Origin of the sequence: Pseudoxanthomonas sp. F37 (assembly GCF_022965755.1) — a bacterium.
GTDB lineage: Bacteria > Pseudomonadota > Gammaproteobacteria > Xanthomonadales > Xanthomonadaceae > Pseudoxanthomonas_A.
Window position 1 is genome coordinate 3114693 of sequence record NZ_CP095187.1, and the last position, 16411, is coordinate 3131103.

A 16411-nucleotide genomic window follows, 5' to 3' on the forward strand; every position below is an offset into this window, starting at 1 on the left:
GGATCAGCGGCCCGAGGCCGCGGCTTCGGCCACGGTGTCGGCCAGCACCTCGGCCAGCGGCCGGGGCGCGCCGTACAGGTAGCCCTGCACGCGCTGCACGCCCAGGCGGCGCAGGCAGAATTCGGTGTCTTCGTCCTCGACGAACTCGGCGACGGTCGCCGCGCCGAACGCCTTGGCCACCGCCACCGATGCCTGCACCACGGCATAGTCCTTGCCCAGCTGGGCCACGTTGCGCACGAACGAGCCGTCGATCTTGATCACGTCCACCGGCAATTCGCGCAGGCGCGCGAAGCTCTGCATGCCGGTGCCGAAGTCGTCGATGGCGATGCGGCAACCCAGCGCGCGCAGGTCGGCCAGAAGATGGCTGGCCGCCGCCGTGTTGGAGATGGCCGCGGTCTCGGTGACTTCGAAACACAACGCGCTCATCGGCAACGGCGAGCCGGCCAGCAACGTGCGCAGTTCCACCTGGAAGCTCATCGAAGCCAGGCTCTGCCCGGTCAGGTTGATCGCGATCTCCCGGCAGTGCGGCAGGGCGGCAGGCGACTTGCGCAGCAGGCGGAACAGCGCGCGCACCACGGCCAGGTCCAGCTCGGCACCCCGACCCGCGGCCTCCAGCGGCGCCATGAAGCGCGCCGGCGCCACGATGTCGCCCCGCTCGTCCAGCAGCCGGCACAGCACCTCGCCCGTGAGCGCATGCGGATCGGCGACGGGCGCGTCCCCCAGTTCGAGGATCGGCTGGAAGTACAGGACGACGCGCTCGTTGCGGAGGCTGGCCAGGGCCTCCGTCGCATCGTGCAGCTGGCGGCGCTGGCTCTGACGCACGCGGCTGTGGCCCGCGTCGTGGTACCGGGGGCGCAGCTCGCCGTGACGGCGCGCCTCGAAGGCCAGGTGCGAGGCGGTCACCACCGCGCGGTCCACCACCCGCGCATGCGTGCCGTTGAAGGCGGCCACGCCCAGGTAGGGCAGCAGCCGGATCGGCTGGCCGTCGACATCGATCTCGGCATGTTCCACCCGCGCCACCACGCGTTCCCACAGATCGGGATCGCCCGCCTGCCGGGGCAGCAACGCGAACTGCCCGGTGCCCACGTAATAGGTTTCCACCAGGTCTTCCAGCCGGCGTGCGGCCGCATTCATCGCCTGCGCCTGGGTATCCAGGCCGAAACCGGCCACCAGCGTATCGGTCTGGTCGAGCAGCAGATAGCCCAGCTCGGTGCGCGCCAGGGGACGGGCGACGCGCTCGCGCAGCGCCTTGAGGTTGGGCAGCCCGGTGATCTGCTCGCGCAGGGTTTCGGCCGAGAGCCGCTCGGCCAGTTCGTGGCGGTCGCGATGGGTCAGCCACAGGTACATCATGGCCAGCAGCAGGATGTTCACTTCCAGCGTGATGTGCAGCAGGTTGAAGAAGCCCACCGCGCTGCTGGCGTACTCCGCCGTGCCCGCGACCATGCCCACCAGCAGCAGCAGGGTCAGCGACAGCGCCGCCATCGCCCAACGCGACGACAGCCGCAGCATGCCCCAGCCGAGCACCAGCAGCAGGGCGAAGCGGTAGTCCATCAGCACCAGTTCCGGTGCCGCGGCACCGGTATCGAATGCCCGGCGCACCCGCACCGCCGCCCACATGCTGGCGGCCAGGCCCGCACCCAGGGCGATCGGCCACAGCCAGTGCAAGGCCGCCTCGCTGCGCGGCGGCGCGTGGCCGCGCTCGCGCCAGGCGACCACCAGCGGCAGCGTCACCACCGCCACGCCGAACTGCTTGGCGAAGAACATCTGGAAGACGGTGCTGATCGCCGCGGACGAGGTGGAGATCATGGCGATGCTGAAACCCACCAGCGCCAGCATCAGCGGATACAGCAGCAGGCCGATCGCGGCAAAGCGGATCAGGTCGCGCCGTTGCACCCGCTGGCCGGGCGCGCGCGGCCAGCCGGCCAAGCGCGCGCACAGCAAGGTCCAGGCGAAGGCGAACAGGTAGCTGGCCGCGCCCCAGGCCAGCACCGGGCCGGGTCGCCACGCGTCGAAATAGAGCTGGCGCACCGTCCAGCCGGCGAACGTCAGCAGGAAGCAGCCGGCGACGACGCGACGGTCGTGCTCCAGCATGGCGAGCGCCAGCAGCAGGCCGGCATGGAGGTGGATCAGCGAGGCGTCGGACACCTGGCCGAAGAAATCGATCCGGTAGCCGACCGCCACCTGCTGCAGCAACAGGCACAGGCCGCCGAGCAACAGCACTCTGGTGCTGATGCCCAGGCCACGCGCCCGGCTGTCGGCGTGGTCACCCATGCATGCGTATCCTGTGTGTTGCCTCCCCCGCCGCATCCTGACACGGAAACCCACAGGCCGGGAGTGCTGCAGCGTGCCGCAGCCCCCCACGCATTACCCCATGCACGGGCGGACCGCTCGTCGGTCCGTCCGTGCCCGCGACCTCAATGCGACGCGCGGTCGAACTGCAACTGGGCGCCCGCCGCGTGCACGCGCACGGTGTCGCCCGGGCCGAACTCCCCGGACAGGATCTTCTGCGCCAGCGGATTCTCCAGCTGGGCCTGGATCGCACGCTTCAGCGGCCGCGCGCCGTACACCGGGTCGAAACCGACATTGCCCAGCAGCATCAGCGCCGAGTCGTCGAGCTCCAGCACGATCTGGCGCTCGGCCAGGCGCTTGGCCAGGTAGCGGGTCTGGATGCGGGCGATCTCGCGGATCTGCGCCTTGTCCAGCGGATGGAACACGACGATGTCGTCCAGCCGGTTGATGAACTCGGGGCGGAAGTGCGCCTGCACCACGCCCATCACCGCGGCCTTCATCTGCGTGTAGCTCTCCGGGCTGTCGTCCGAGAGTTCCTGGATCAGGCTGGAGCCCAGGTTGGACGTCATCACGATCACCGTGTTGCGGAAGTCCACCGTGCGGCCCTGGCCATCGGTCAGCCGGCCGTCGTCGAGTACCTGCAGCAGGATGTTGAACACGTCCGGGTGCGCCTTCTCCACTTCGTCCAGCAGGATCACGCTGTAGGGACGGCGGCGCACGGCTTCGGTCAGGTAGCCGCCTTCCTCGTAGCCCACATAGCCGGGAGGCGCGCCGATCAGCCGGCTGACCGCGTGCTTCTCCATGAACTCGCTCATGTCGATGCGCACCATCGCGTCGCTGCTGTCGAACAGGAACTCCGCCAGCGCCTTGCACAACTCGGTCTTGCCCACGCCGGTGGGCCCGAGGAACAGGAACGAGCCGCTGGGCCGGTTGGGATCGGACAGCCCGGCGCGTGAGCGGCGCACGGCATCGGAGACGACCTTGATCGCTTCCTCCTGGCCGATCACCCGGCCACGCAGCGACTGCTCCATCTGCAGCAGCTTCTCGCGTTCGCCCTCCAGCATCTTGCTGACCGGGATGCCGGTCCAGCGGCTGACGACCTCGGCGATCTCCTCGTCGGTGACCTTGTCCTGCAGCAGACGGAAGCCCTTCTGCTCGGCTTCCTGCGCGGCCGCCAGCTGCTTCTCCAGCTCCGGCAGCTGGCCGTACTGCAGCTCGCTCATGCGCGCATAGTCCTGCTTGCGCTGCGCGGCCTCCAGCTCCAGCTTCGCCCGCTCGATCTGCTCCTTGATCTTCGTGGCCCCGGTCAGGGTGGCCTTCTCGGCCTTCCAGATCTCCTCCAGGTCGTTGAACTCACGCTGCAGCGATTCGATCTCGGTTTCCAGGTCGGCCAGGCGCTGCTTCGACTGCGCGTCCTTCTCCTTCTTCAGCGCCTCGCGCTGGATCTTGAGCTGGATCAGCCGGCGTTCCATCCGGTCCATCTCCTCCGGCTTGGAGTCGATCTCCATGCGGATGCGGCTGGCGGCCTCGTCCATCAGGTCGATGGCCTTGTCCGGCAGCTGGCGGTCGGCGATGTAGCGGTGGCTCAGCGTGGCGGCGGCGACGATCGCCGGGTCGGTGATCTCCACGCCGTGGTGCACGGCGTACTTTTCCTTCAGGCCGCGCAGGATCGCGATGGTGTCCTCGACGCTGGGCTCGCCCACGAACACCTTCTGGAAGCGGCGTTCCAGCGCGGCGTCCTTCTCGACGTACTTGCGGTATTCGTCCAGCGTGGTGGCGCCGATGCAGTGCAGCTCGCCGCGCGCCAGCGCCGGCTTGAGCATGTTGCCGGCGTCCATCGAGCCCTCGGCCTTGCCGGCGCCGACCATGGTGTGCAGTTCGTCGATGAAGAGGATGATCTGGCCTTCGTTCTTGGCCAGGTCGTTGAGCACGCCCTTCAACCGCTCCTCGAATTCGCCGCGGAACTTCGCGCCGGCGATCAGCGCGCCCATGTCCAGCGACAGCACGCGCTTGCCGCGCAGGCCTTCGGGCACTTCGCCGTTGACGATGCGCTGGGCCAGGCCCTCGACGATGGCGGTCTTGCCCACGCCCGGCTCGCCGATCAGCACCGGGTTGTTCTTGGTGCGGCGCTGCAGGACCTGGATGGTGCGGCGGATCTCCTCGTCGCGACCGATCACCGGGTCCAGCTTGCCGGACTCCGCGCGCGCGGTCAGGTCGATGGTGAACTTCTCCAGCGCCTGGCGCTGGTCTTCGGCATTCTCCGACTGCACCTTTTCCCCTCCCCGCAGCTTCTCGATGGCGGCCCGCAGCTTCTGCTTGTCGGCACCGCTGGCCTTCAGCTCCTGGCCGGCGGCGCCGCTGTCGTCCAGCGCGGCCAGCAGGAACCACTCGCTGGCGATGTAGGTATCGCCACTGTCCTGCGCCAGCTTGTCGGTGACGTTGAGCAGGCGCGCCAGGTCGTTGCCGATGGACAGGTTGCCGGCCTGGCCGGTCACCTTCGGCAGTCTGTCCAGCGCGTCGCCCAGCCGCTCGCGCAGCACGGGCACGTTGACGCCGGCCTGCGCCAGCAGCGGGCGGGTGCTGCCGCCCTGCTGCTCCAGCAGTGCGGTCAGCACGTGCACCGGCTCGATCATGGTGTGGTCGCGGCCCACGGCCAGCGACTGCGCGTCGGCCAGCGCCTGCTGGAAACGCGAGGTCAGTTTGTCCATCCGCATCGGGAGAACCTCAAGGAAGGTAGGGGCCAGCGAGTCCGGCCGATGCTACCCACATGCGGTTAAGCGGCGGTGTTTCAAGAGCAGGTGAGACACGGATTCACCCAGGGTGGGCCTTGGCCCACCTTCCGATATCCCCTGCCCGTAGGGCGGGCCGGGGCCCGCCTTACGGCTTCTTCTGCAGCGACAGCAGGCCCAGCAGCACGGCCAGCGCCGCGTACGCCCCGGCAAACTGCCAGAGGATCGTCGCCCTCAGGCCTTCCACGTCCCACGGCAGGTAGATGCCGCCGCGCGGATCCACCGAGTGGATGATGCCGAACAGGGTCAGCACCGCACCCACCAGCAGCGCGACGACGGCACGGCCGTTGCGGCCGTCGATCATCGCCACCAGCGCGGTGGTCCAGACCATGGCGGTGATGATGAAGCCGTTGCCCAGCGTCACTATCGTGGCCAGGTCCGGCAGACCGTGGCCGTCCACGCCTTCGTACAGGCCGGCGAAACGGTCCGGCGCGATCCACGCGGGGTTGCCGAACTTGATCGTCAGCAGATAGGCCACCGACGGCAGGAACCCCAGCGCCACCGCGATGGCGTGCTTGCGCGGCGTTTCGGTGAAAGCCTGCACGGTGATGTCCAGGCCCACGTAGACGATGATCGGCGCCAGCACCGCCACCGGCAGCCACTGCACCAGGCCCGACACGTAACCGAGCACGCCGCCCAGGCCGATGAAGAGGCCGGTCAACAGCGTGTAGCCCTTGCGCGCCCCCATGTGCTTGTAGGCGGGCTGGCCGATGTAGGGCGTGGTCTGCGCCACGCCGCCGCAGAAGCCCGCCACCAGGGTGGACACCGCCTCGGCCAGCAGCACGTCGCGCGTGCGGTAGTCGTCGCCGGCCGCGCGCGCGCTTTCGCTGACGTTGATGCCGCCCACCACCATCAGCAGGCCGAACGGCAACAGCAGCGGCAGGTAGGGCACGGTGTAGGCCAGGCCGTCCAGCCAGCCCAGCGTGGGCAGCGGCAGGGTCAGCGCGAGCGGCACGGCCTCGGGCACCTTGAAGCCCGGCGCGCCCAGGCCGGCCAGGCCCAGCCCGTAGTACAGCGTGGTGCCCACGATGAAGGCCAGCAGCACGCCGGGGATCTTCACCGGCAGCCTGCCCTTGGCCACCAGCACGTACAGCAGCAGGCCGAAGGTGACGAAGCCGACGATGGGCTGGCGCAGCGTCTCGATCAGCGGCAGGAAGCCCAGCAGCGTCAGCGCCGCGCCGCCGATGGAACCCAGCAGGCCGGCGCGCGGCACGGCGCGGGTGACCGCATCGCCGAAGAACGACAGCACCAGCTTCAGCACGCCCATCACCACCAGCGAGGCCATGCCGAGCTGCCAGGTGGCGATGGCCGCGGCCTGTTCGCCCATGCCCGCCTGCTTGAAGCCGAGGAAGGCCGGCCCCAGCACCAGCAGCGCCATGCCGATGCTGGTGGGCGCGTCCAGGCCCAGCGGCATCGCGGTGACGTCGTCGCGCCCGGTCCTGGCCGCCAGCCGGTGCGCCATCCACGTGTAGATCAGGTTGCCGACCAGCACGCCCAGCGCCGTGCCGGGGAACATGCGGGTGAACACCACCTCGGCCGGGAACTGGAAGATGCCGATCAGCGCGGCGGCGATGAAGCCGAGGATGGACAGGTTGTCCACCACCAGGCCGAAGAACCCGTTGAGGTCACCGGGGACGAACCACTTGCCGCTGCGGGTCTGGGAAGTCATGGGCGCGAGGAGTGAGGGGAGATGAGTGGGAAGTGAGCAAAGGCGAAGCATGGCGAGCACGCGGTTTTCCGCTCACTCCCCACGCCGCTCCACTCACTCCTGCTTCAGAAGGATACGTCCACCGGGTGCCGCGACCACAGCACCGACTGGTGGCCGGTGGCCCGCTTCCATGCCAGGCGGATCGCCTCGATGTCGGCGCGGCGCTGCGGGGTGTCCTCGTGCAGCACCACCAGCACCTTGGTCTTCAGCCGGTTGGGTTCCTTCGCACCGCGGAACAGCCACTGGCCGTAGGCGTCGAACACGGTCAGGCCGTCGGGAAAGCGCGCGGTCACTTCCTTGTCGAGAAAGGCGCGCCATGTCGCTTCGCTGATCGGCTCGGCCTGCGGACGGTCGGCCGGACCGGTCTCTTCCCCCACGCCGAAGTACAGCTCGCTGCGCACCCAGCCGCTCGCGCTGGCAGGACGCAGCGCATCGCCTTCCAGTGCCGCGGTGGTGGCAGGGGCCGGCGCGACGGGCGGCGGGGAGGCGCACCCGGCCAGCGCAAGCAGGACCAGCAGGCAGACAGCACGATGCGACATGGGGAAGACCTCGCAGGGAAGGACAGGATGGAGCATGCCGCCGCGGTGGCCATATGACGCGGCGGCATAAGGTGATGGACAGCGGAGATGACGCAGGGCCCGCAGTGGCGGCTAATATATCGCTTCATCGCAATATAGCGATAGACTTTATTCTGTTCCCTCCCTCGCCCCACGAGACCCGCATGTCCCACCCCGCCCTTGCTCCGCTCGGCGCCGCCATCGTGCTGGCGCTTGCCCTCCCCGCCCATGCCCAGACCGCGCCTGCCGGCGCCACCGACCTGGACGCGGTGATCGTCACCGGCACCCGCGCCAGCGACCGCACCGCGCTGGAGTCCACCTCGCCCATCGACGTGCTGACCGCCGAGGACATCCGCAAGGCCGGCGTGCTCAACGGCGAACTCGGCAGCGCGCTGCAGGCGCTGCTGCCCTCGCTGAACTTCCCGCGCCAGTCCAATTCCGGCGGTGCCGACCACATCCGCGCCGCGCAGCTGCGCGGCCTGAGCCCCAACCAGGTGCTGGTGCTGGTCAATGGCAAGCGCCGCCACACCAGCGCGCTGGTCAACACCGACAGCAAGATCGGCAAGGGCAATACGCCGGTGGACTTCAACGCCATCCCGGTCAGCGCGATCAAGCGCATCGAGGTGCTGCGCGATGGCGCCGGCGCCCAGTACGGCTCCGATGCCGTCGCCGGCGTCATCAACGTGATCCTCAACGACGCGCCGGAAGGCGGCGCCTTCGAAGCCAGCTACGGCGCGCACCACACGAAGGTCGAGCCCATCGACCAGACCGTCACCGACGGCCAGACCGGTTTCTTCAGCGCGCAGGTGGGCGATCGCATCGGCGATGGCGGCTTCTTCCGCGTGGGCCTGGAATACAAGCAGCGCGAGGGCACCAACCGCGCCGGCCTGGACCAGATCCCGTTCTTCGAAGAGCAGACGCCGGACAATCTGGCCCTGGCCGGCCAGCGTAATTACGTGCTGGGCGACGGCAGTTCCCGCGACATCAACGCCTGGCTCAACGCGGCGGTGCCGCTGGGCGCATCGGCCGAGCTGTACGCCTTCGGCACGTACCACCAGAGCGATACCGAAGGCGCCAACTACTTCCGCTACCCCGATGGCGTGGCGAACTGGAAGCAGGTCTACCCCAACGGCTACCGCCCGGTCTCGGAAGGCGACAACCTGGACCTGGCCGGCGTGGCCGGCGTGCGCGGGCAATGGGGCGACTGGGACTACGACGCCAGCCTCAACCACGGCCGCAATGAATTCACCTACCGCCTGCGCAACTCGCTCAACGCCTCGCTGGGCCCGACCAGCCCCACGCGTTTCAAGACCGGCGACTACCAGTCCGGCCAGACCCTGCTGAACCTGGACATCAGCCGCGTGCTGGGCGCGCACACCTTCGCCACCGGCCTCGAGTTCCGCCAAGAGACCTTCGAAACCGGCGCCGGCGACCCTGCTTCCTATGCGGCGGGCCCCTACACCGACCGCCCGACCGGCTCGCAGGCGGGCGGCGGACTGACCCCGCAGGACACCGCCGACCTCGACCGCGACGTGTCCAGCGTCTACGCCAGCCTCAGCAGCCAGTGGGGCGAGAAGTTCACCACCGACATCGCCGCGCGCTACGAGCACTATGACGATTTCGGCGGCGAACTGACCGGAAAGCTGGCCGCCCGCTACGAGTTCGCGCCCGCATTCGCCCTGCGCGGCTCGGTGTCGAACAACTTCCGCGCCCCGTCGCTGAGCCAGATCGGCTTCGAATCCACCTCCACCGGCTACGACGCCTCCGGCCAGCTCACCCAGGGCCGCCTGCTGTCGGTCAACAATCCCATCGCCCGCGCGCTGGGCGCGCAGGACCTGGAGCCGGAGAAGTCGCTGAACCTCAGCGTGGGCTTCACCAGCCGCATCGGCGAGCACTTCGACGTGTCGCTGGACGTGTTCCGCATCGACATCGACGACCGCGTGGCGCTCACCGAACGCATCAGCGGCGACGCGTTGACCGACTTCGTGCTGGACAACTTCGGCGTGCCGGGCGTGCAGAGCGCCAACTTCTTCATCAACGCCGCCGACACCCGCACCGAAGGCGCCGAGCTGGTGGCCAACTGGCGGCAGGCGCTGGGCGATGGCAACCTGCTGCTGACCGGCGCCTACAGCTACGCCAGGACCGAGCTGGAGAACATCGCGGCCACGCCGGCCGAACTGCTGGCCATCGATCCGGACTACGTGCTGTTCGGCGTGGAGGAAAGCAACACGCTGACCGACGCCGCACCGCGCACGCGCGGCACCTTCACCGCCACCTGGGACAACCCGCAATGGTCGCTGCTGGGTCGCGTGAGCCGGCATGGCAGCGCCAAGCGCGTGTTCAACTTCGGCGGCGGCTTCGAGCCGGAACAGACCTACGGCGCCGAGTGGCAGCTGGACGCGGAAGTCGAATACCGCGTCTCGCCCAGGTGGAGCGTGGCCATCGGCGGCCTGAACCTGACCGACGAGTACCCGGACCTGTCGAACGAGGACATCTACTACTTCGGCAACCTGCCCTACGACGTGCTTTCGCCCATCGGCAGCAATGGCGCGTACTACTACACCCGGGTGCGCTACACGTTCTGAGCAGGAACACCGTCATCCCGGCGAAGGCCGGGATGACGATCAGGCAGGCCGACCTGATCGGTCTGTTCGAGGAACCGCGCCCGCTCTTCCTCGGTAGGCACGTGGCACGCGGTCGTCCCGAACCACCGGTACCGGTGCCGCGCGATCCACCGGTACAACGGATCGCGCACGGCGCGCGGCACCACCGCGATCACACCCGCCAATCGCCACACGCCACCCAGGCCCGTCAGCACGCGCTGGATCGCAGCGCTGTCAGTCCACGCACGCTCGCCGTCGACCAGCAGGAACGATGCGGGGTCGTCAGGATCCAGTCCATGCCCCGCCAGCAACGCGCGACCCGCTTCGGTCTGCATCGCCGCGAAACGATAGCGGCCCTCACGGTCGTGCTTCAGCAGGAAACGCACCCAGCCGTTGCACAGCACGCAGATGCCGTCGAAGACGATGACCGGCACTCGCGGGCTGGATGGATCCCTTGTCGTCACGCAACCTCTCCGTCAAACAGGATGATTCCCCGCTCCCCGCACGCGGGGAGAAGGACGACCATTCACTCGTCGCGTACATCCAGCCAGCCCGTGTAGTGCACCAGCAGTCCGACGAGCGGTAACGAGGCCCACACATCGAACGCGTAACGCTCGCCGTCCGCGGACTCGCGTGCGCCCACGCCCGTGAACCAGCGCGCCGGCAACGACACGCCGAACACGCTCACGCGGACGACACGCCAGACTATCGCCTCGTCCACCACCTCCAGCCGGAAGCCGAACGTCGCCAGGCCCAGCCGCTCGCACAGCACGTCGCCGTCGCGCCACAGGCGCGAAGGCATGGCGCGCCCGCCGATGAAGCGCGTCCAGCGCTCGGCGTCGGGCGATGCGTCGATCTCCACGCACAGCGGACCCGATCCGGCCGGCGGCAGGTGCGTGGCGGAGGCCACCAGGCGCGACAGCAGCCCCGATCCGCGTTCGACCTCGACCATCCCGGCGTAACGGCGCCGGCCCTGCGCAAGATGCAGCGCGCGCACCGGTCCCGGCAGCGCGTCGAAGGCCGTACCCAGCGGCACGGCGAACAGCGGGCTTACGGCTGCATCCACGCCAGCGTGGCGATGCGGCCGCTGCGGCCGTCGCGGCGGTGGGAGAAGAAGCGGTCGGGCTCGCTGATCGTGCAGAGATCGCCGCCATGGATGGCGTCCGCCCGCATGCCGCGCGCGACCAGGCGGCGGCGCGCCAGCGCGGGCAGATCGGCCAGCCAATGGCCCGGACGCGTCGGCGCGAACGCCGCGGCCGCACCGGCCCGCTGCGAGACGAAGGCGTCGAACACGTTCTGGCCGACCTCATAGCGCAGGGGACCGGCGGCCGGCCCGATCCACGCCACCAGGTCCGCCGCCGGCGTGTCCATGGCGTCCAGCGTCGCTTCCAGCATGCCCTTGGACAGGCCCGGCCAGCCGGCATGCGCGGCGGCGATCTCGCGGCCGTCCTTCGCCGCGAACACCACCGGCAGGCAATCGGCAGTGAGGATGGCCAGCACCACGCCCGGCGTGGACGTGACCAGCGCATCGGCAACCGGTTCCGTGGCGGCGGGATCGGCGGGGGTTTCCACGCGCAGCACGTCGATGCCATGCACCTGCTTCAGCCAGTGCGGCGCGGAAGGCAGGCCGGCCAGTTCGACCAGCCGCGCGCGGTTGCGCGCCACCACCGCAGGGTCATCGCCATCGGCCGCGTACCTGTTGCCCAGGTTGAAGTGGTCGAACGGCGGCTGCGACTCGCCCGCGCCATGGCGCAGCGTGGTGAAGGCGTGCACGCCCGCCGGTGCGGGCCAGTCGGCCGCGACGGCGGGGGCGCGATTCACTTGCGTTGCGCCTGGGTGTCCGCGCGCAGGGCCGCCAGCAGCGCCAGCATGTCGGCCGGCACCGGCGCGGTGACGCGCACCGGTTCGCCGCTGACCGGATGGGCGAACTCCAGCGTCTCGGCATGCAGGGCCTGCCGGCGGAAGCCGCGCAGCACCGCGATCAGTTCGTCGCTGGCGCCCTTGGGCAGGCGCAGCGGGCCGCCGTACAGCGGATCGCCGACGATGGGGTACTTGATGTGCGCCATGTGCACGCGGATCTGGTGCGTGCGCCCGGTTTCCAGCCGGCATTCCAGCGCGGTGTGCGCACGGAAGCGCTCGCGCAGGCGGTAGTGGGTGACGGCATCGCGGCCATCCTCGCGCACGGCCATCTTCAGCCGGTCGCGCGGGTGGCGGTCGATCGGCGCATTGGCGGTGCCGCCGGAGACCATCGCGCCCACCACGATCGCCAGGTACTGGCGATGCACGTCGCGCGAGGCCAGCTGCGCCACCAGCGAGGTGTGCGCCGGCAGCGTGCGCGCCACCACCATCACGCCCGAGGTGTCCTTGTCCAACCGGTGCACGATGCCCGCGCGCGGCAACGCCGACAGCGACGGATCGCGGAACAGCAGCGCATTGACCAGCGTGCCGGTGGGATTGCCGGCGCCGGGGTGGACGACCAGACCCGCCGGCTTGTCCAGCACGAAGACGTGCTCGTCCTCGTACAGGATGTCCAGCGGGATGTCTTCCGGCTCGGCGTGGGTCTGGGTATCCAGCACCACGTCCAGGCTGGCGGTCTCGCCGCCGCGCACGGGATCGCGAGGGCGCACCACCTGGCCGTCCAGCAGGGCGTTGCCCGACTTGATCCACTCGGTCAGGCGCGACCGGGAGAACTCGGGGAACAGCTCGGCCAGGGCGGCGTCGAAGCGCCGGCCGGCGGCGCTGGCGGGCACGACGGCCGTGCGGGGCGTATCGGGGGAATCGGGTTCGGTCATGCGGGAAAACGTCCAGGAAGGCCATGCCGCCGGTCCGTATTGGCCGATTGTTCATGGCGAAGGCGGCGCCTAGGCTATCATCGACAGCCTGTTTCCCTGCCGCGGCCTGCCGCCAGCCCATGACCCAGCGTGCCCTTCCCCGCCTTACCCGCCCCTCCGCGTCCGCCCGTCTGGTCCTGCTGGCGCTGGCGGTCGCCTTCGCCGGGACCGGCTGCGGCAAGATCTTCAAGAAGAAGGAAGCACCCGAGAACCAGCCGGTCGAGGTGATGTACCAGGAAGCGCACCAGGCCATGGCCAACAACAACTGGGACCGCGGCCTGACCAGTTTCCGCCGCCTGATCGCCCAGTATCCCTACGGTCCCTACACCGAGCAGGCGCTGATGGAAACGGCCTATGCCGAATACAAGGCCGGCAAGCTGGACGACGCGGTGACCACCATCGACCGCTTCATCCGCACCTACCCCACGCACCGCAACATCCCGTACATGTACTACCTGCGCGGGCTGGCCAACTCCAACCGCGACACGGTGTTCCTGCAGAAGGTATGGCGTCTGGACGCCAGCCGCCGTGACCTGGCCACCCCGATGCAGGGCTACAACGACTTCAACCGCGTCGCCGAGAACTACCCCAACAGCCGCTACGCCGCCGATGCCCGCCAGCGCATGGTGGCCTTGCGCAACCAGTTCGCCCTGCACGAACTGGACACGGCCATCTACTACCTGCGTCGCGACGCCTGGGTGTCGGCCGCCAGCCGCGCCAGGTACCTGCTGGAAACCTATCCGCAGAGCGCCTACCAGAACGACGCCGTCGCCGTGCTGGCCGAGGCCTACACCCACCTGGGCAACGAGGCCCTGGCCGCCGACGCCCGGCGCGTGCTGGAGTTGAACGACCCGCAGCATCCCTGGCTGGCCGGCAAGTGGCCGGACTATCCGTGGATGGTGCGTCGCCTGAACCCGTTCGCCAGCGAGAAGTCCATCAACACCGCCGACCGCCGCAACGACGACTGAGCGCAGCGCAGGTCGTGCGCGAAAAAGGGCCTTCGGGCCCTTTCTCCGTTTCCGGACCGGATCATTCGGCCGTGCCGGCCTTGTCCCAGTCGAAGCGCGTCAGCACCGCCAGTTGCCGCGGTTCGAGCACGCCGTTGTGCTGGATGCCATCGATGACCCAGGTGGGGAACACGGTCACGCCCGCCGCCGCACAGGTGGACGTCATGGGCGTATTGCGCCCGCCGGGCGAACATTCCACGTAGGGCAGCCGGTCCGCCGCATGGCCGAAGCGGCGCTTCTGCTGCCGGCACTCCACGCACCATGACGCGCCATAGAACCTGGCGCCGTAATCGGACAGGTGCTGCGCCAGCGCCGCCGCCCGACGGCTTTCCGGACGCTGGTGCAGCAGTCCGCTCTGATGCACGTGAAGCACGCCCACCACGAGCAGTACCGGCAACGCCTGCACGGCCCACCAGCGCTTCCAGGGCTGGCCGGGCGCCGACACGGGGCGGCTCAGCTGCAGCCGGCCGAACATCGCCGCCAGCACCGCCAGCGAAGCCAGGCAGCCCATGCAGAATGCGTCGAGCACCACCGCCCCCACCGCAGTGAGGTAGACGCTGATCCCCAGCCCCAGCAGCACCAGCCGCCACTGCCGCTGCCAGCGCAGCAGCGCCGACGCCTTGCGCGACAGCGACACCCAGGCGACCACCGCATACAGGCCGAAGCCCCACCCCGCCATCGGCACGCCCAACAGCGTGGACCAGCCGCTGCGCTGGATCGCATCGCAGCCACCCTCGCCGGTGCAGAACGCGGACGCGGAACCGCTGCCCCCCGCCCACGCCAGGTAGCCGGTGATCAGCAGGCCCAGCACCGCCAGCGCCAGCATCACGCGATCTGGCGGCGTCGCCGCGCGCGGCATCGGGGATGCCTGATGCACGGGGTGCGCCTTGCGCTTCTTCTTTCGGCTCATGCGCAGCTCCGCAGCGGGCGTGCGCGGCGCAGTCGCCGGCTCACAGCGCGTACTTGTTGGTGATCGGGTAGCGGCGCTCGCGGCCGAACGCACGACGCGAGACCTTCGGCCCGGGCGCGGCCTGGTGGCGCTTCCACTCGTTGATGCGCACCAGCCGCAGCATGCGGTCCACGGTGGCGGCGTCGAAGCCGGCGGCGACGATCTCGTCGCGCGACTGTTCCAGGTCCACGTAGCGGAACAGGATGGCGTCCAGCACGTCGTACGGCGGCAGCGAGTCCTGGTCCTTCTGGTTCTCGCGCAGCTCGGCCGACGGCGGGCGGTCGATGACGGCCGGCGGGATCACCGGCGCGCCGCCCACGGTGTTGCGCCAGCGCGCCAGCGCGAACACCTCCGTCTTGTACAGGTCCTTGATGGGCGCGTAGCCGCCGCACATGTCGCCGTAGATGGTGGCGTAGCCGACCGCGTACTCGCTCTTGTTGCCGGTGGTCAGCAGCAGGCCGCCGAACTTGTTGCTGAGCGCCATCAGGATCACGCCGCGGCTGCGCGACTGCAGGTTCTCCTCGGTGGTGTCGGCGGGCCGGTCGCCGAACACCGGGCCAAGCGCCTCGAGGAAGCCCTTGAACGGCGCCTCGATCGAAATGGCCTCCAGCTTCACCCCCAGCGCCGCGCACTGCTCGGCGGCCAGGTCGTTGGACAGGCCCGCGGTGTAGCGCGACGGCAACCGCACCGCGGTGACGTTCTCCGCGCCCAGCGCGTCGACCGCCAGCGCCAGCACCAGCGCCGAATCGATGCCGCCGGACAGGCCCAGCCACACGTTCGAAAAGCCGTTCTTGCCGCAATAGTCGCGGATGCCGCGCACGATGGCGCGCCAGGCCAGCGCGTCGCGGCTCTCGTCGCCGTCGTCCATCCACACCACGGGACTGAACTTGCGCGCGGCCGGGTCGAAGTCCACCACCAGCCACTGGTCGGTGAACGCGGCCGCCGCCGGGTGCACGGCGCCATCGCCGTCCGCCACCACCGATGCGCCGTCGAACACCACCGCATCCTGACCGCCCACCACGTTGAGGTAGGCCAGCGCCATGCCGGTTTCGCGCGTACGCTCGGCGATCAGTGCGTCGCGCTGCGCGTGCTTGTCGCGGTCGAACGGCGAGGCGTTGGGCACCAGCGTCGCCACGGCACCCGCCCTGGCGGTGTCGGCCAGCGGTTCGGGAAACCACAGGTCCTCGCAGATCACCAGGCCCAGCGGCACGCCCTTCACCTCGAACGTGCAGGCGCCCCCGTCCGGATCCACGTCGAAGTAGCGGCGCTCGTCGAATACCGCGTAGTTGGGCAGCTCGCGCTTGCGGTAGGTGGTCTCCACCACCCCGTCGCGCAGCACGCTGGCGGCGTTGTAGACCACGCTGCCCGCACTCTGCGGCCAGCCGACCACGGCCACGATGCCGTGCGTGGTGGCCGCGATCCCGGTCAGCGCGGTCTCGCAATCGGCCAGGAAGCGCGGCCGCAGCAACAGGTCTTCCGGCGGGTAGCCGCTGACCGCCAGCTCGGGGAACAGCACCACGTCGGCCCCGTACTCGTCGCGCGCCTCGGCGATCATGCGGCGGATGTTGTCGCTGTTCTGCGCCACCGCGCCGACCGGGAAATCGAACTGCGCCATGGCGATGCGGAGGATCTGGGTCATGTCGGCCTTCGATGGGAACGAACGCCGGCATTATCCCAG

11 protein-coding genes and 1 pseudogene are annotated in these 16411 nt (G+C 69.6%); 2 read left to right on the plus strand and 10 right to left on the minus strand.

Going from position 1 to position 16411, the window contains the following annotated elements:
- Positions 1–3 precede the first annotated feature (3 nt).
- The 4 genes from MUU77_RS14720 to MUU77_RS14735 form a co-directional block, all read right to left on the minus strand.
- Positions 4–2271, minus strand: a complete 2268-nt coding sequence (locus MUU77_RS14720) for a bifunctional diguanylate cyclase/phosphodiesterase (protein ID WP_245088380.1) — start codon at positions 2269–2271, stop codon at positions 4–6.
- Between the two features lie 143 nt (positions 2272–2414).
- Positions 2415–5003 (minus strand): ATP-dependent chaperone ClpB, encoded by a 2589-nt coding sequence (gene clpB, locus MUU77_RS14725; RefSeq protein WP_245088382.1) that lies wholly within the window; start codon positions 5001–5003, stop codon positions 2415–2417.
- Positions 5004–5166: 163 nt separating this feature from the next.
- The gene (locus MUU77_RS14730; protein ID WP_245088384.1) at positions 5167–6747 is read right to left on the minus strand and encodes a hypothetical protein; all 1581 of its coding nucleotides are present in this window, start codon (positions 6745–6747) and stop codon (positions 5167–5169) included.
- A 104-nt stretch (positions 6748–6851) separates the two neighbouring features.
- Positions 6852–7325 carry a DUF3574 domain-containing protein gene (locus MUU77_RS14735; protein WP_245088386.1) on the minus strand — a complete coding sequence of 158 codons (474 nt, stop codon included), beginning with the start codon at positions 7323–7325 and terminating at the stop codon, positions 6852–6854.
- Positions 7326–7507: 182 nt separating this feature from the next.
- On the opposite strand from MUU77_RS14735, the gene MUU77_RS14740 reads away from it, so the two are divergent.
- Positions 7508–9928: a TonB-dependent receptor gene (locus MUU77_RS14740; protein ID WP_245088389.1), complete on the plus strand. Its 2421-nt coding sequence runs from the start codon at positions 7508–7510 to the stop codon at positions 9926–9928.
- Between the two features lie 65 nt (positions 9929–9993).
- Here MUU77_RS14740 and MUU77_RS14745 read toward each other — a convergent pair.
- The 4 genes and pseudogenes from MUU77_RS14745 to rluD all read right to left on the minus strand — a co-directional run.
- Positions 9994–10410: pseudogene (locus MUU77_RS14745) on the minus strand (thiol-disulfide oxidoreductase DCC family protein); the annotation flags it as partial.
- A gap of 62 nt (positions 10411–10472) precedes the next feature.
- Positions 10473–11012, minus strand: coding sequence for a DUF4166 domain-containing protein (locus MUU77_RS14750; RefSeq protein WP_245088392.1), 540 nt, complete (start codon positions 11010–11012; stop codon positions 10473–10475).
- Complete coding sequence (gene pgeF, locus MUU77_RS14755) at positions 10997–11767, minus strand: peptidoglycan editing factor PgeF (RefSeq protein ID WP_245088395.1); 771 nt, start codon at positions 11765–11767, stop codon at positions 10997–10999. The genes MUU77_RS14750 and pgeF overlap by 16 nt, the downstream gene beginning before the upstream one ends.
- Positions 11764–12738 (minus strand): 23S rRNA pseudouridine(1911/1915/1917) synthase RluD, encoded by a 975-nt coding sequence (gene rluD, locus MUU77_RS14760; protein ID WP_245088398.1) that lies wholly within the window; start codon positions 12736–12738, stop codon positions 11764–11766. Before rluD ends, pgeF begins: the two co-directional genes overlap by 4 nt.
- A gap of 119 nt (positions 12739–12857) precedes the next feature.
- Between rluD and MUU77_RS14765 the strand changes: the two genes are divergently transcribed.
- Positions 12858–13745, plus strand: coding sequence for an outer membrane protein assembly factor BamD (locus MUU77_RS14765; RefSeq protein WP_245088401.1), 888 nt, complete (start codon positions 12858–12860; stop codon positions 13743–13745).
- A gap of 61 nt (positions 13746–13806) precedes the next feature.
- Here the strand turns inward: MUU77_RS14765 and MUU77_RS14770 are convergent, their stop codons facing one another.
- Together MUU77_RS14770 and MUU77_RS14775 are read right to left on the minus strand one after the other, a co-directional pair.
- On the minus strand, positions 13807–14694 hold the full coding sequence (locus MUU77_RS14770; protein WP_245088404.1) for a vitamin K epoxide reductase family protein: 888 nt from the start codon (positions 14692–14694) through the stop codon (positions 13807–13809).
- 40 nt (positions 14695–14734) lie between these two features.
- The gene (locus MUU77_RS14775) at positions 14735–16372 is read right to left on the minus strand and encodes an NAD+ synthase (protein WP_245088407.1); all 1638 of its coding nucleotides are present in this window, start codon (positions 16370–16372) and stop codon (positions 14735–14737) included.
- Positions 16373–16411 lie beyond the last annotated feature (39 nt).

Coding starts and splice junctions, on each gene's coding strand:
- MUU77_RS14720 (WP_245088380.1), bottom strand. CDS start 2,271: ATGGGTGACCACGCCGACAGCCGGGCGCGTGGCCTGGGCATCAGCACC.
- MUU77_RS14740 (WP_245088389.1), top strand. CDS start 7,508: ATGTCCCACCCCGCCCTTGCTCCGCTCGGCGCCGCCATCGTGCTGGCG.
- MUU77_RS14775 (WP_245088407.1), bottom strand. CDS start 16,372: ATGACCCAGATCCTCCGCATCGCCATGGCGCAGTTCGATTTCCCGGTC.
- clpB (WP_245088382.1), bottom strand. CDS start 5,003: ATGCGGATGGACAAACTGACCTCGCGTTTCCAGCAGGCGCTGGCCGAC.
- MUU77_RS14730 (WP_245088384.1), bottom strand. CDS start 6,747: ATGACTTCCCAGACCCGCAGCGGCAAGTGGTTCGTCCCCGGTGACCTC.
- rluD (WP_245088398.1), bottom strand. CDS start 12,738: ATGACCGAACCCGATTCCCCCGATACGCCCCGCACGGCCGTCGTGCCC.
- MUU77_RS14770 (WP_245088404.1), bottom strand. CDS start 14,694: ATGAGCCGAAAGAAGAAGCGCAAGGCGCACCCCGTGCATCAGGCATCC.
- MUU77_RS14765 (WP_245088401.1), top strand. CDS start 12,858: ATGACCCAGCGTGCCCTTCCCCGCCTTACCCGCCCCTCCGCGTCCGCC.
- MUU77_RS14735 (WP_245088386.1), bottom strand. CDS start 7,325: ATGTCGCATCGTGCTGTCTGCCTGCTGGTCCTGCTTGCGCTGGCCGGG.